Annotated in this window: 13 protein-coding genes; 7 read left to right on the top strand and 6 right to left on the bottom strand. The window is 65.9% G+C overall.

Features of this window, described 5'->3' with window-relative positions; genetic code table 11:
* The first annotated feature begins 3 nt into the window (after positions 1 to 3).
* The 3 genes from AC5P8J_RS04330 to AC5P8J_RS04320 all read left to right on the top strand — a co-directional run bounded on the left by AC5P8J_RS04330 (position 4) and on the right by AC5P8J_RS04320 (position 5,101).
* A complete protein-coding gene (locus tag AC5P8J_RS04330; protein ID WP_021202718.1) occupies positions 4 to 1,095 on the top strand; it encodes a homocysteine S-methyltransferase family protein in 1,092 nt (363 codons plus the stop codon).
* A gap of 57 nt (positions 1,096 to 1,152) precedes the next feature.
* Complete coding sequence (metH, locus tag AC5P8J_RS04325; RefSeq protein ID WP_227853562.1) at positions 1,153 to 3,837, top strand: methionine synthase; 2,685 nt, start codon at positions 1,153 to 1,155, stop codon at positions 3,835 to 3,837.
* A gap of 79 nt (positions 3,838 to 3,916) precedes the next feature.
* Entirely contained in the window at positions 3,917 to 5,101 is a 1,185-nt protein-coding gene (locus AC5P8J_RS04320; RefSeq protein WP_021202716.1) for an MFS transporter, read from the top strand.
* 12 nt (positions 5,102 to 5,113) lie between these two features.
* On the opposite strand, the gene AC5P8J_RS04315 is transcribed toward AC5P8J_RS04320, so the two are convergent.
* The 6 genes from AC5P8J_RS04315 to AC5P8J_RS04290 form a co-directional block, all read right to left on the bottom strand.
* A complete protein-coding gene (locus AC5P8J_RS04315; RefSeq protein ID WP_227853560.1) occupies positions 5,114 to 7,186 on the bottom strand; it encodes an acyltransferase family protein in 2,073 nt (690 codons plus the stop codon).
* 48 nt (positions 7,187 to 7,234) lie between these two features.
* Positions 7,235 to 7,921 carry a DUF2058 domain-containing protein gene (locus tag AC5P8J_RS04310; RefSeq protein WP_021202714.1) on the bottom strand — a complete coding sequence of 229 codons (687 nt, stop codon included), beginning with the start codon at positions 7,919 to 7,921 and terminating at the stop codon, positions 7,235 to 7,237.
* A 10-nt stretch (positions 7,922 to 7,931) separates the two neighbouring features.
* Complete coding sequence (locus AC5P8J_RS04305) at positions 7,932 to 8,171, bottom strand: SlyX family protein (protein WP_019660397.1); 240 nt, start codon at positions 8,169 to 8,171, stop codon at positions 7,932 to 7,934.
* A complete protein-coding gene (locus AC5P8J_RS04300) occupies positions 8,164 to 9,513 on the bottom strand; it encodes a UDP-glucose dehydrogenase family protein (RefSeq protein WP_019660398.1) in 1,350 nt (449 codons plus the stop codon). Before AC5P8J_RS04300 ends, AC5P8J_RS04305 begins: the two co-directional genes overlap by 8 nt.
* A gap of 23 nt (positions 9,514 to 9,536) precedes the next feature.
* Positions 9,537 to 10,514 (bottom strand): FKBP-type peptidyl-prolyl cis-trans isomerase, encoded by a 978-nt coding sequence (locus AC5P8J_RS04295; RefSeq protein ID WP_019660399.1) that lies wholly within the window; start codon positions 10,512 to 10,514, stop codon positions 9,537 to 9,539.
* A 96-nt stretch (positions 10,515 to 10,610) separates the two neighbouring features.
* Positions 10,611 to 11,198 (bottom strand): glutathione peroxidase, encoded by a 588-nt coding sequence (locus AC5P8J_RS04290; RefSeq protein WP_019660400.1) that lies wholly within the window; start codon positions 11,196 to 11,198, stop codon positions 10,611 to 10,613.
* 365 nt (positions 11,199 to 11,563) lie between these two features.
* Between AC5P8J_RS04290 and AC5P8J_RS04285 the strand changes: the two genes are divergently transcribed.
* The 4 genes from AC5P8J_RS04285 to AC5P8J_RS04270 are packed head-to-tail and all read left to right on the top strand — an operon-like array spanning position 11,564 to position 14,071.
* Positions 11,564 to 11,809 carry a hypothetical protein gene (locus AC5P8J_RS04285; RefSeq protein WP_032955307.1) on the top strand — a complete coding sequence of 82 codons (246 nt, stop codon included), beginning with the start codon at positions 11,564 to 11,566 and terminating at the stop codon, positions 11,807 to 11,809.
* A gap of 2 nt (positions 11,810 to 11,811) precedes the next feature.
* Entirely contained in the window at positions 11,812 to 12,171 is a 360-nt protein-coding gene (locus AC5P8J_RS04280; RefSeq protein WP_006453095.1) for a GntR family transcriptional regulator, read from the top strand.
* Positions 12,171 to 13,046, top strand: coding sequence for an ABC transporter ATP-binding protein (locus AC5P8J_RS04275; protein ID WP_019660401.1), 876 nt, complete (start codon positions 12,171 to 12,173; stop codon positions 13,044 to 13,046). The genes AC5P8J_RS04280 and AC5P8J_RS04275 overlap by 1 nt, the downstream gene beginning before the upstream one ends.
* Positions 13,043 to 14,071 (top strand): ABC-2 transporter permease, encoded by a 1,029-nt coding sequence (locus AC5P8J_RS04270; protein WP_019660402.1) that lies wholly within the window; start codon positions 13,043 to 13,045, stop codon positions 14,069 to 14,071. The genes AC5P8J_RS04275 and AC5P8J_RS04270 overlap by 4 nt, the downstream gene beginning before the upstream one ends.
* Positions 14,072 to 14,093: the final 22 nt, after the last annotated feature.

Raw genomic sequence — 14,093 nt, 5'->3', positions numbered from 1 at the left:
GCCATGCCTGCCCTGCCTTGGTTGCATCCCGATCGTGCCAACGCGCTGCTCGACGCCCTGCGCGAGCGGATCCTGATCATCGACGGCGCGATGGGCACGATGATCCAGCGCCATGGCCTGCAGGAAGGCGATTACCGTGGCGAGCGCTTCGCCGGTGGCTACGACCATGCGCATGGCCCCGGCTGTGGCCACGGCGTGCCCGAAGGCCATGATCTGAAGGGCAACAACGATCTGCTGCTGCTGACCCGGCCGCAGATCGTCGCCGACATCCATACCGCCTACCTGGAGGCAGGCGCGGATCTGGTCGAGACCAACACCTTCAATGCCACCTCGGTCAGCCAGGCTGACTACCACCTCGAGCACCTGGTGTACGAACTGAACAAGGCCGGTGCGGCCGTCGCGCGCGCCTGCTGTGACGCGGCGGAAGCGACCACGCCCGGCAAGCCGCGCTTCGTGATCGGGGTCATCGGCCCGACCAGCCGCACCGCCTCGATCAGTCCCGACGTGAACGATCCGGGCTTCCGCAACACCAGCTTCGACGAGCTTCGCGACACCTATCGCGAAGCCATCGAAGGCCTGATCGACGGCGGCGCCGACACGCTCATGGTCGAGACCATCTTCGATACGCTCAATGCCAAGGCCGCGCTGTATGCGCTGGAAGAGGCCTTTGATGCACGTGGCGCGCGGTTGCCGGTGATGATCTCCGGCACCATCACCGACGCGTCGGGGCGCACCTTGTCCGGACAGACTGCCGAAGCCTTCCACGCCTCGCTGGCGCATGCGCGACCGCTGTCGATCGGCCTGAACTGCGCGCTGGGTGCCGATGCGATGCGCCCGCATGTGGAAACCCTCTCGCAGGTCGCCGACTGTTACGTCAGCGCCCACCCCAACGCCGGCCTGCCCAACGCGTTCGGCGAGTACGACGAAACCCCTGAAGAGATGGCCACCACCCTGCGGGGCTTCGCCGAGGATGGCCTGTTGAACCTGGTCGGTGGCTGCTGTGGTTCCACCCCCGAGCATATCCGTGCAATTGCCAATGCCGTGGCCGGACTACCGCCGCGCGCACTGCCCGGCACCCGGGAGCAGGCCGCATGAACGTTGCCGCCACTGTCCCGCACTTCCCGCCCTACTGCTGTTGAGCCGACGCCTGCCATGACGCCTGTCCGCCCTACCCGCCTGTCCGGCCTGGAACCTCTGGTCATCACCCCGGACCTGCTGTTCATCAACGTCGGCGAACGCACCAACGTCACCGGCAGTGCGCAGTTCCGCAAGCTCATCAAGGAAGGCCGCTACGAAGAAGCGGTGGACGTGGCCCGCCAGCAGGTGGCCAGCGGTGCGCAGATCCTCGATGTGAACATGGACGAGGGCCTGATCGACTCGGAAGCGGCGATGACCCGCTACCTGAACCTGATCATGTCCGAGCCGGACATCGCGCGCATCCCGGTGATGGTCGATTCCTCCAAGTGGAGCGTGATCGAGGCCGGCCTGAAATGCCTGCAGGGCAAGAGCGTGGTCAACTCGATTTCGCTGAAGGAAGGCGAGGCGCTGTTCCGCGAGCACGCGCGCAAGGTGCTGCGCTACGGTGCTGCTGCGGTGGTGATGGCGTTCGACGAAAACGGGCAGGCCGACACCTGCGCGCGCAAGGTCGAAATCTGTACCCGTGCCTACCGCATCCTGGTCGACGAGATCGGTTTCCCGCCGCAGGACATCATCTTCGACCCGAACATCTTCGCCGTCGCTACGGGCATCGAAGAGCACGACAACTATGCAGTGGACTTCATCGAAGCCACCCGCATCATCAAGCAGACCCTGCCGCACTGCCACGTCTCCGGCGGCGTCTCCAACGTCTCGTTCTCCTTCCGCGGCAACGAAACGGTACGCCAGGCCATCCACTCGGTGTTCCTGTACCACGCGATCGCCGCCGGCATGGACATGGGCATCGTCAACGCCGGCGCGATGCCGATCTACGACGACCTGGAGCCGGACCTGCGCGAGCGCGTCGAGGACGTGATCCTCAACCGCCGAAGCGATGCCACCGAGCGTCTGCTGGAGATCGCCGAGCGCTACAAGGGCAAGAAGGGCGCGGCGAAGACCGAAGACCTGGCCTGGCGCGAAAAGCCGGTGGCACAGCGTTTGGCGCATGCCCTGGTACACGGCCTGGATGCCTTCGTCGAGGAAGACACCGAACTGGCCCGGCAGGCCTCCAGCCGCCCGCTGGACGTGATCGAAGGCCCGCTGATGGACGGCATGAACATCGTCGGCGACCTGTTCGGCGCCGGCAAGATGTTCCTGCCACAGGTGGTGAAATCCGCGCGCGTGATGAAGAAGGCCGTGGCCTACCTGCTGCCCTACATCGAAGCGGAAAAGGCGCGCAGCGGTGACACCGCCAAGAGCAACGGCAAGATCATCATGGCTACGGTGAAGGGCGATGTGCATGACATCGGCAAGAACATCGTCGGCGTCGTACTGGCCTGCAACAACTTCGACGTGGTCGACCTCGGCGTGATGGTGCCGGCGCAGAAGATCCTCGATGCCGCCCGCGAGCACAACGCCGACCTGATCGGCCTGTCCGGGCTGATCACCCCGTCCCTGGAGGAGATGAGCCACGTTGCCCGCGAGATGGAGCGCCAGGGCTTCGACCTGCCGCTGCTGATCGGGGGTGCGACCACTTCGCGTGCGCACACCGCGCTGAAGATCGACCCGCACTACAAGGCGCCGACGGTATGGGTGAAGGATGCATCGCGCGCGGTTGGCGTTGCGCAGTCGCTGATCTCGCGTGATCTGCGCGAGGCCTTCGTTGCCGCCAACGAAGCCGACTATGCCGAAATCCGCGCGCGCCACCGCAACCGGGGCGACGCCAAGCGTCTGGTCACGCTGGAACATGCGCGCGGGCAGAAATTCCGGGGCGGCTGGGACAGTTACACGCCACCGGCACCGAATCAGCCCGGCCTGCACGTGTTCGACGACTATCCCCTGGCCGAACTGGTCGACTACATCGACTGGACGCCGTTCTTCCAGGCCTGGGAGCTGGCCGGCAAGTTCCCGGCGATCCTCACCGACGAGATCGTCGGCACCCAGGCCAGCGAGCTGTACAAGGATGCCCGTGCGATGCTCGAGCGCATCGTCGGCGAGAAGTGGCTGACGGCCAAGGCCGTGTTCGGCCTGTGGCCGGCCAACAGCATCGGCGACGATGTCCGCGTGCAGCACGCACAGGGCGAAACCACCCTGCACTTCCTGCGCCAGCAGGTGGACAAGCCAGCCGAACGCCCGGATTTCTGCCTGGCCGATTTCATTGCACCGGCCGACAGCGGAAAGCAGGACTGGATCGGCGCGTTCGCGGTCACTGCCGGTATCGGCATCGACACCCACGTCGCGCGCTTCGAGGCCGAGCATGACGACTACAACGCGATCCTGCTGAAGGCCCTCGCCGACCGCTTCGCCGAGGCACTGGCCGAGCGCCTGCACCAGCGCGTGCGTACAGAATTCTGGGGCTACGACCGCGCCGAGACGCTGGACAACGAAGCCTTGATCGACGAGCAGTACCGCGGCATCCGTCCGGCGCCGGGCTACCCGGCCTGCCCCGAGCACAGCGAGAAGCGCCGCCTGTTCGACCTGCTGCAGGCTGAGAAGAACGCTGGCATGGAACTGACCGAGAGCTTCGCGATGTTGCCCACGGCCGCTGTCTCCGGCTACTACTTCAGCCATCCGCAGAGCCAGTACTTCGTTGTCGGACGGCTCAGCCGCGAACAGGTCACCGACTATGCCCGGCGCAAGGGCGTGGACCGCGGCCAGGCCGAACGCTGGCTGGCCTCCAATCTCGACTACGACCCCGAATGAGGCGGTAGCGCCGGGCCATGCCCGGCGTCATCTCCCGTCCGCCGGGCATGGCCCGGCGCTACCGTGCATTATTCCCGCGATGACCGTTCCCGTTGCCCGCCTCTCAAGTTTCTACTTGTTCTACTACGCGGCGCTCGGCGCGTTCACGCCGTACTGGAGCCTGTTCCTGACCGCGCGCGGGATGAGCGTGACCGCGATCAGCGTGATGATGGGCCTGTGGTACGCCACCCGCGTGATCGCACCCAGTGCCTGGACCTCGCTGGCGGCCGCATCACCGCGACCGATCCGCCTACTGCGCGTCGGCTGCGTGCTGACCCTGCTCAGCTTCGCCGCCTTCCTGCTGCCCCTGCCGCAGCCGTGGATGTACCCGGCGATGATCGTGTTCTGCTTCTTCTACAACGCGGTGATGCCGCAGTTCGAGTCGATCACCCTCACCCACCTGGGCAACGACAGCCATCGCTACGGGCTGATCCGGGTCTGGGGCTCGCTCGGTTTCATCGCCGTGGTCACCCTGTTCGGCTGGCTGATCGAAGGCGATGGCGCCGGCAGCCACGCCGGATTGTTGCCCTGGATGATGCTGCCCCTGTTCGTGCTGCTGGTTGCCTCGGCCTTCAGCAACCATTACGCGCGCGACATCGGCAGGACGGCGGGGGATGCCAGCGGCTTCTGGCAGATCGTGCGCCGACCGCCGGTGCTGGCGTTCTTCCTGGCCGCGTTCATGGAGCAGCTGTCGTTCGGCCCGTACTACACGTTCTTCTCGGTCTACATGGACCATCACGGTTACCGTACCTCCACCCTGGGCCTGCTGTGGACCATCGGCGTGGTCTTCGAAGTGGGCGTGTTCTTCACCATCGGCCGCTTCTTCCGCCGCTACGACGCCAGCTGGATGCTGCTGATCGCACTGGTCAGTTCCTGCCTGCGCTGGGCCGTGACCGCATTGTTCCCGGAGAACCTGCCGGTAATGCTGCTGGCGCAGACCGCGCACGCGCTGGGCTTTGCCGCGTTCTTTGCGGCGGCGATGCAGATGCTGGCGACCTACTTCCCCGGTCGTCTCAATGGCCACGGCCAGGGACTGCTCTATGGATTCTCGTCGGGTGTCGGCGGGGTGCTGGGCGCGCTTATTGCCGGCCAGCTGTGGAAGATCGACGATGGCCGCACCGCGTTCCTGGCGGCTAGCGGGTTTGCCCTGATCGGCGCCCTGCTCTGCTTCTTCGCGCTGAGCCTGCCGCTGATACGCGCGCGCCGGACCCACGGCGCACACTGACAACGCTCCGGTTCAGCGCTGCAGCAACACCTGCTCCAGCGAAGGCAGCAGCACGCGGTTGCCATGCGCGCTGAGATGATCGCCATCGAAGAACAGCGGGCGGCCATCGCGCTGCGCGGGACATAGCGCGTCGTCGCACAGCACCGGCAGCGGGTCCCACAGCACGCCCCCCGGCAGTCCATCGACCACCTGCCGCAGGCTGCCCAGCATGGGTGCCCGCAACGTTTCCATCGCGACGCGCGTGCTGTCCAGCCCGTTGCGGCAGACCTCATTGCGCGCATTGAAGCGGTCCGAGCAGCGATAGGGGGGCGCCGGCAGCACCGGTTTGGGTGCCTCCAGCACGATGCGCACACCGCGCTCGGCCAGAGGCTTCCACTGCTTGATCGCCTCGGCCGCTTCGGCCTCACGCCCTGCCGTGGCCTCCGCTGTCAGTTCGCCCGCCAGCTGCGCCTGCGCATCGAACAGCACGAACTGATCGGACAGGCGCGGCACCCGCAGCGATACCAGAACCACGGCGTCCCCCGGCTGCGCGCGCTGCGCGATGTCGGCAAACACCGCTGCGTCGAAATCGGTGCAACCGGCCCCGGCACCGCGCCACTTCTGCAGGCTCACCTGCGGGCATCCGCCACGGCCATAGAGGGAGACCTCAGAGCCGGTTTCCAGCGCCAGGCGCTGCAGCAGCTCGATGTAGGCCATCGCATGCGAATCGCCGGCAACAAACACCCGCTTCGGCGCACCGGCCGGCAGCGGACGGTCGCAGTTTCCACGGGTAAAGGTGCGCGCACTGCCGCCTTCGAATCGATGCTTCGCGGCCACCAGAGCACAATCGGGATAATCACCCGCCACACTCTCGCCATTGGGATACCAATCGGCTGGATGCCGGCTGACGGTACTCAGCGACAGCCGCGGTGCCTGCAGGTAGAGCAATGCCTGGATGCCGGCGGCGCACAGCAGTACGACTGCGCCGCTCAGCACCCACCGGCCTGGACGCAGGCGCTGCGACAACGGGCCGCGGAAGGGTTGCTCGACCCAGCGCCACGATACCCAGGACAGCAGCAGCACCAGCACCATCGCAGCGATCATCTGCGGTGGTGTCCGCAGGCCCACGGTCCAGCGCATCAGCACGAACACCGGCCAGTGCCACAGATACAGCGAGTACGACAGCAGGCCAATGCGGCGCATCGGAGCGCTGGCGAGCAGCCGCGCCACCCATGCCTGCGGATGATGATGCAGCGTCCAAAGCAGGCCTGCGGTGGCGAAGGCCGGCAGCAGGCCGTCAGGCCACGGCGAGCGCCCGGCACGCGAGGACCATAGAGCCCACCCCAGCAGGGCCAGCGCCATCATGGCCAGCAGGGAAAACACCGGCGCAGCGCGCTTCAGTGCCTGACTGGTTGCGGGGTCCAGCGATTGCCGCACGTGCAGCAGCTGGAACAGCAGCACGCCCACGCCCAGTTGCCAGAGACGGGTGCTGGTGGCGTAGAACGCCCACGATGGCGGCGCCTCGCGCAGACCCAGCACCGCAGCGTGCAGCAGCGATGCCATGCTGACCAGTGTGAACAGGCCCAGGCTGATCCAGCGCCCGCGCGCGCCACGTGCCCAGGCCAGGAACAGCAACGGGAACAGCAGGTAGAACTGCTCTTCCACACCCAGCGACCAGGTATGGGTGTAGGGATTGAATTCGGCCTTGGGCGCGAAGTAATCGTTGCCGATCGCCGCCAGCACCCAGTTGCTGAATCCGAACAACGCCATCAGCCCCGTCTTGTCGCTGGCTTCGCTGAGCCACGACTCAGGAATGAACAGCACGCTCGCCACAGCGGTCAGCAACACGCACGCCAGCAGCGCCGGTGCGATACGACGGATGCGGCGCGCATAGAAGCGCAGCATCGACTGCCCCAGCGACAGCGGCGGCAGCCGATGTACCGACGCGCTGACCACGAAACCGGAGATGACGAAGAACACGTCCACGCCGGTGAACCCGCCCGGCAACCAGCCCGGGTCCAGATGGAACACGATGACAGCCAGCACGGCGATCGCGCGCAGGCCGTCAATGTGCGGCACGTAGCCGCGGCTTGGATCAGCGGTCATCCCTTCCCCCGCGGCCGCGGGGGCAACGCGCCCACGGCGATCACGCGTTTACCAGACCAGGTCGTCCGGCACCTGGTACTGCGGGTCCGCGTACGGATCTTCCTCGGCCGGCGCATTCGGATCGACCTTCAGCGCCACCGACGGGGCGAACACTGCCTCGCACTGTGCCAGCACCTCGGCGGTCACCAGCAGGTAGCGGCCGTTGAGCTGGACCACGCCCAGTTCACCCGCATTGAGCGCGGTCAGCTGTTCGGCGGTCACGTAGATGCGCTTGATCTTGCCGCCGTACGGGAAGTGGCGGGCAATGTCCGCCTCCTCGGCATTGAGGCTTTTGCCCTGCAGCAGCGCTTCCAGCTTGGCCTTCGCCTCACGGCGCACGCGTGCTTCTTCCTGCTTCAGGCGCTCGGCCTCGATGCGCTCTTCCTTCTCCCGCTGCGCACGGATCGCATAGGCCTTGGCCAGGTCCATCTCTTCGGCGCTGCGCGGCTTGCGCGGCCCCTGCTGCCCTTGGCCACCACGCGCCTGCCCACCGGGCTTGCCCGCCCCACCATGGCCATGCCCGCGACGCTCGCCGGGCTTGTGCTCGCCCTTGCCTGCGCCCTGCGGCTTTGCATTGCCGTTGCCACCCTTGCCCTGCGGGCGGCCGTCACGGCGGGGGCCATCATTCTTGCGCTCGGGCTTGGGCGCGGGCTTGAAGCCCAGGCCCATCAGCTGGTCGCGGAGGGTATCGCTCATAGGATTCGGATCAGTAGTGCGGCGGCGGCGGTTCGCTCGCCGGATCGGAAGAATTCAGTGCGTTGCGGACCTTGCCCAGGTCCTCCAGCAGGACGCGCAGCACATCGGCATTGCGCATGCCCTGCATGCGGGCATCAGCCAGCGCATCGCTCAACTCGGCCAGCGCCTGTTCCTGGAAGGACACGCGCATCTCCAACTCGACCAGGCGCGCTTCCAGCGCCTGCTCGCGTTCGGTCGGTAGATCAGACATGCAGCGAACGCCCCCGGCCGATGCCGTAGTACGCCAGGCCGGCGGCTTCCACTTCGGCCGGCTCATAGAGGTTGCGGCCGTCGAACACCACCGCGTCCTTCAGCTGCTCGCGCAGCTTCTGGAAATCGGGACTGCGGAACTGCTTCCACTCGGTCACCACGACCAGGGCATCCGCGCCCTGCAGCGCTTCGTCAGCATTGCTGCAGAACACCAGGTCATCGCGTTCGCCGAAGATGCGCTGCGATTCGTGCATTGCTTCCGGATCGTAGGCACGCACCGTGGCACCGCCTTCCCACAGCTGCGCCAGCAGGCGACGGCTGGAGGCTTCACGCATGTCATCAGTGTTCGGCTTGAAGGCCAGGCCCCACACGGCGAAGGTCTTGCCGCGCACCCCTTCGTCCTCGCCCTTGTCGTAATGACGCTGGATGAGGGCGAACAGATGGCCCTTCTGTGCATCGTTGACCGCTTCCACTGCATTGAGCAGCTTCGGCTCCAGGCCATGCTGCTGGGCCGTACGGGCCAATGCCTGCACGTCCTTCGGGAAGCACGAGCCGCCGTAGCCGGCGCCCGGGTAGATGAAGTGCCAGCCGATGCGCGGGTCCGAGCCGATACCCTGGCGGACCTGCTCGACGTCGGCACCGACGCGTTCGGCAATGTTGGCGATTTCGTTCATGAATGAAATCTTGGTTGCCAGCATCGCATTGGCGGCGTACTTGGTCAGCTCGGCCGAACGCACGTCCATCTCGACCACGCGGTCGTGGTTGCGGTTGAACGGCGCGTACAGGCGGCGCATTACCGCTACCGACTCATCGCTGGTCGCACCGATGATGATGCGGTCCGGGCGCATGCAATCGGCGACTGCGTCGCCTTCCTTCAGGAATTCCGGATTGGACACCACGTCGAAGGTGATGTCCGCGCCACGCGCGGCCAGCTCTTCGGCAATGGCGGCGCGCACCTTGTCGGCGGTACCCACCGGCACCGTCGACTTGTTGACCACCACGGTGGGCACGCTCATGTGCCGGCCGATGGTACGGGCAACGGCCAGCACGTACTGCAGATCGGCGCTGCCATCCTCGTCCGGCGGGGTACCCACGGCGATGAACACTACCTGGCCATGCGCGATCGCCGACGCGGCATCGGTAGTGAATGCCAGCCGCGACGCGGCGTGGTTGGCCTTCACCATCGGCTCCAGGCCAGGCTCATAGATGGGAATGACGCCCTGGTTGAGGCCATCTACCTTGGCCTGGTCGATATCGACGCAGACCACCTGATGACCGACATCGGCCAGGCAGGTACCGGTCACCAGTCCAACGTAACCCGTACCAAAAATCGCAACGCGCATATCCGTATTCGCTCCTCGATGACTTACGGCAGGACGCCCAGCAGCTCGACGTCGAACGTCAAAGTCGCGTTCGGGCCGATCGGGCCGCCGGGAGTGCCGTTCTCACCGTAGGCGAGTTCGCCCGGAATCCAGAAGCGGTACTTCGAACCGACCGGCATCAGCGCAACGCCTTCGGTCCAGCCCTTGATCACCTGGTCCAGGCCGAACTCAGCCGGCTGGCGGCCGTAGGAACTGTCGAACACGGTGCCGTTGAGCAGCTTGCCTTCGTAGTTCACGCGCACCTTGCTGCTCGGCAGCGGACGCTCGCCGCTACCCGGGCGGATCACCTGGTACTGCAGGCCCGACGCGGTGGTCACCACGCCCGGCTGGGTCTTGTTCTTGGCCAGGAACGCATTGCCTTCCTCGCGGTTGGTCTGCGCAGCGGCGGCGGCCTTGGCCTGCATTTCGGCCTGCTTGCTGCCCATGAAGGCCTGAATGGTGGCGGTCGCGTCAGCTTCCGTCATCTTCGGCTGTCCCTTGCTCAGGCCGGTGCTGATCGCGTCAAACAGCGAGGCGACGTCGATGTCATCCTTCAGCTGCGCCAGCGACGGGCCCACCGAGTAGGAACCGATCATCTGCGAGACCTTGACGCGGTCGACCTTCGGCGGCTGCGAACCCGGCGCCACGCCCGGCACCTGCTGGCCGCTGCGGGCCATCACGACCTGGCGCAGGGCCGCGTCGGTGGCCTTGGCCTGTTCCTGGGTGATCTGCGGCTGCAGGCCTTCGAACGAACGCTCCACGGCGGTGCGCAGCGCGGCCACGTCGATCTCATCGGCGATCGGAGTGAACGACTTGGCCACGTCCAGGCCGATGGCGTAGCCCAGCTTCTGCTTGGGGGAATTCAAGGTTGCGGTCTCCTTGGCGGCTGCGGGGGCAGCCGGTTGTTGCGACAGAGCGACACCCGAAGTGCCCATCGCCAGAATCAGAACCGACGCCGCGGCGCCGCGCATTCCCATCTTCATTCGCTGCATTCCTGGAAGTGTCTGGGCGCCGACGTCGGCGCGAAAAGGATCATTGTCGCACGCATGCCGTCGATGTCGAGGCATGCGTGCCGGATATCAATGCGTGGCGGCGGCCGCCAGCGCCTTGTCGATGGCCGCGATCAGCTGCGGATCGTCCGGCGTCACCTTGCTGGCGAACTGGGCGATGACCTTGCCATCGCGGCCCACGAGGTACTTGTGGAAGTTCCAGGCCGGCGCAACGCCGGTCGCTGCGGTCAGCCGCTGGTACAGCGGCGTGGCCTGCGGACCGACCACATGCACTTTCTCGAACATCGGGAACCTGACGCCGTAGGTCAGGGTGCAGAAGTCCTGGATCTGCTTCTCGTCACCGGGCTCCTGGCCCTTGAAATCGTTGGACGGGAAGCCGAGCACCGCGAAGCCCTTGCCGGCGTACTGCCTGTGCAGCGCCTCCAGGCCTTCGTACTGAGGGGTATAGCCACACTTGCTGGCGGTATTGACCACCAGCAGCACCTGGCCGTGGTAGCGCTGCTGCAGGTTGACCTGCTGCTTGCCAGCCAGCGGCCGATAGCTGACGTCGAGCAGGTCGGCGGCCAGCGCATTGGCCGAGGCTGCCAGGCCGAGGGCCAGCAGAGTCAACAGGGACAGGCCGCGGAAGCGGTGCGGGAAGGCGGTCGACAGGGGCATGGGAACGTTCCGCAATAGCCGTTTCAAGGGTCCGGCCAGCATCGGCCGGGAATCGGCCGAACTATAGCACCGGGCCCTGTGGCACCTGTCGGCCCCGCCGTGGCACAGCTTTGCCGGGCTTGGCGACAGCATGTGGGAAACGGCCGCGGCGCGTCGTCATTGACATAGGATTGACGTGACTGAATGGAAGGCGGTCAGGGAAGCCGGTTTTACCAAACAATTTTTCCTTTATTATCAATTGCCTGGATGGATATGGCGCGTTCTTGACCGCCCCTGCCATCAGTTGGGTGATGTGGGGGCTTGCACCCCGGCGTGCCGGTGTTATAGTTGCATACAACACCAGTCACCTGAGACAGGGGGAAGCCATGAACGTCCGGATCCGTCGCAACCTCACCGCACACGCGGCCGTCGCTGTTTCGACCCTGCTCGTGCTGGCCTGGTGGGCCACGCCCACCGCCCCTGCTTCTGCCGCTGCCGAAAGTGCGCAGGACGCGACGCTCTCCCCGGCAGGGAATGCCACCCCCTCCTCCCCCCCTCCCCCGCGTCGGCTGCACAGCGCGCTGTCCATGCCGTATTTCTCGTTCGCCCAGCCGCTGATCCCACGGAGCTGAACATGAGCGACATCCAGTGGAGCGACGGCGCTCCCATCTACCGTCAGTTGAAGGAGCGCGTGATCGCCATGATGCTCGACGGAATCCTCAAGCCGGGCGATGCCCTGCCTTCGGTGCGCCAGGTGGCCGCCGACTATCAACTCAACCCCATCACCGTTTCGCGCGCCTACCAGGAACTGGCTGACGAAGGCCTGGTGGAGAAGCGCCGCGGCCTGGGCATGTTCATGACCGAGCAGGCGGCTACGCAGCTGCGAAGCAGCGAGCGCGACCGTTTCCTCAACGAAGAATGGCCGGCGGTCCTGGAGCGCATCCAGCGCCTGGGCCTGAGCCTCGACGAATTGCTGCCCCAGGGGAAAGTCTGATGAAGAGCACTGCAAGTGAAGCGGTCATCACCGCCCGAGGCCTGCGCAAGGCCTACAAGACCACGGTTGCCCTCGACAACGCCAGCTTCAGCATTCCAAGCGGGCGCATCGTCGGCCTGATCGGGCCCAATGGCGCCGGCAAGACCACCGCGCTGAAGGCCATTCTTGGCCTGACCTCGGTGGAGGGGGACCTGAGCGTGCTCGGGCGTGACCCGCGACTGCACCGCGACGAACTGATGAATGACATCTGCTTCATCGCTGATGTCGCCGTGCTGCCGCGCTGGTTGAAGGTCCGCGAAGCGATCGACTTCGTCGCTGGCGTTCACCCGCGCTTCGACCGCGCCCGTTGCGAACGCTTCCTGGCCAACACCAAGCTGCAGCCAAAGCAGCGCGTGCGGGAGCTGTCCAAGGGCATGATCGTGCAGCTGCACCTGGCGCTGGTGATGGCCATCGATGCCCGCATCCTGGTGCTGGACGAGCCGACACTGGGCCTGGACATCCTGTACCGCAAGGAGTTCTACCAGCGCCTGCTGGAAGACTACTTCGACGAACAGAAGACGATCATCGTCACTACCCACCAGGTGGAGGAAATCGAGCATATCCTCAGCGACGTCATGTTCATCCGTGATGGCCGCATCGTGCTCGACGCTGAAATGGACGACGTCGGCCAGCGCTATACCGAGCTGCTGGTCAATGCCGAACAGCTGGACACCGCCCGCGCATTGAAGCCGATCGACGAGCGCAGCCTGGCGTTCGGCAAGACGGTGATGCTGTTCGATGGCGTGCCGCGCGCCCAGCTTTCCTCCCTCGGCGAGACCCGCATCCCGGGCCTGGCCGACCTGTTCGTCGCCATCATGAAGGGGACCTACGCATGAACGCCGTCAACCACCCCGTCAGCCCGATCGGCACCCTGCGCTGGCTGCTCAAGCGCGAGTATTGGGAGAACCGCGGCGGCTTCCTCTATGCACCGTTGATCGCCGGACTGATCTCGCTGGTGATGAGCACCATCGGCATCGCGTTCGGCCTGTTCGCGCTGCATCGTGCCGCGCGCGACGGCGGCCTGCACATCGACGGCGAAGATGTGAACATCAATGGCCTGGACCTGGCGCTGCTCACCCGCGACATCAGTGCCAAGGACCTGGCCGATCTCGGTAACGGCCTCGACCTGACCCTCGTGCTCAGCTCGGCGTGGCCATTCCTGGTCCTGGCCTTCGTGGTGTTCTTCTACTGCCTGGGCGCCCTGTACGATGACCGCCGCGACCGCAGCATCCTGTTCTGGAAGTCGCTGCCGCTGTCGGACACCCAGACGGTGCTGTCCAAGCTGATCAGTGCGCTGATCGTGGCCCCGCTGATCGCGGTGATCGCTGGCATCATCACCATGCTCGGCTTCATGCTGGTCATCAGCATCGTCGCGCTGATGCACGGTGGCAGCCCGATGACCCTGATCTGGGGCCCGGCCAGCCCGTTGACCCTGGCTGCCGGCCACCTGAGCTGGATTCCGGTCTACGCGCTGTGGGCCCTGCCCACCGCCGGCTGGCTGCTGCTGTGCTCGGCCTGGGCCAAGAGCAAGCCGTTCCTGTGGGCGGTGATGCTGCCGCTGTTTGCCGGCGTCATCGTCAGCACCACCAAGATCATGCCGCTGTTCGGTCTGACCACCGGCTGGTTCTGGCAGAACATCGTCGGCCGCCTGCTGCTGGGCGGCGTACCCGGCATGGACCTGCTGTATCGCCTCGGCGCAGGTGAAGGGTCGCGCCGCGATCTGGACTCGGTGGTCAGCCTGATGTCCCCTGCCTCGCAGCTGAAGTCGCTGGCGATGCCGGAACTGTGGATCGGTGCGGCCGTCGGTGCAGTGTTCATCTTCCTCGCCATCCGCCTGCGCAAGCGCGCCGGCGAGATCTGACTCCACCCATCCGGAGGCACCA

The organism is Stenotrophomonas sp. YJH_SMC_37 (genome assembly GCF_059370035.1).
This window is presented reverse-complemented; position numbering and strand designations above follow the sequence as displayed.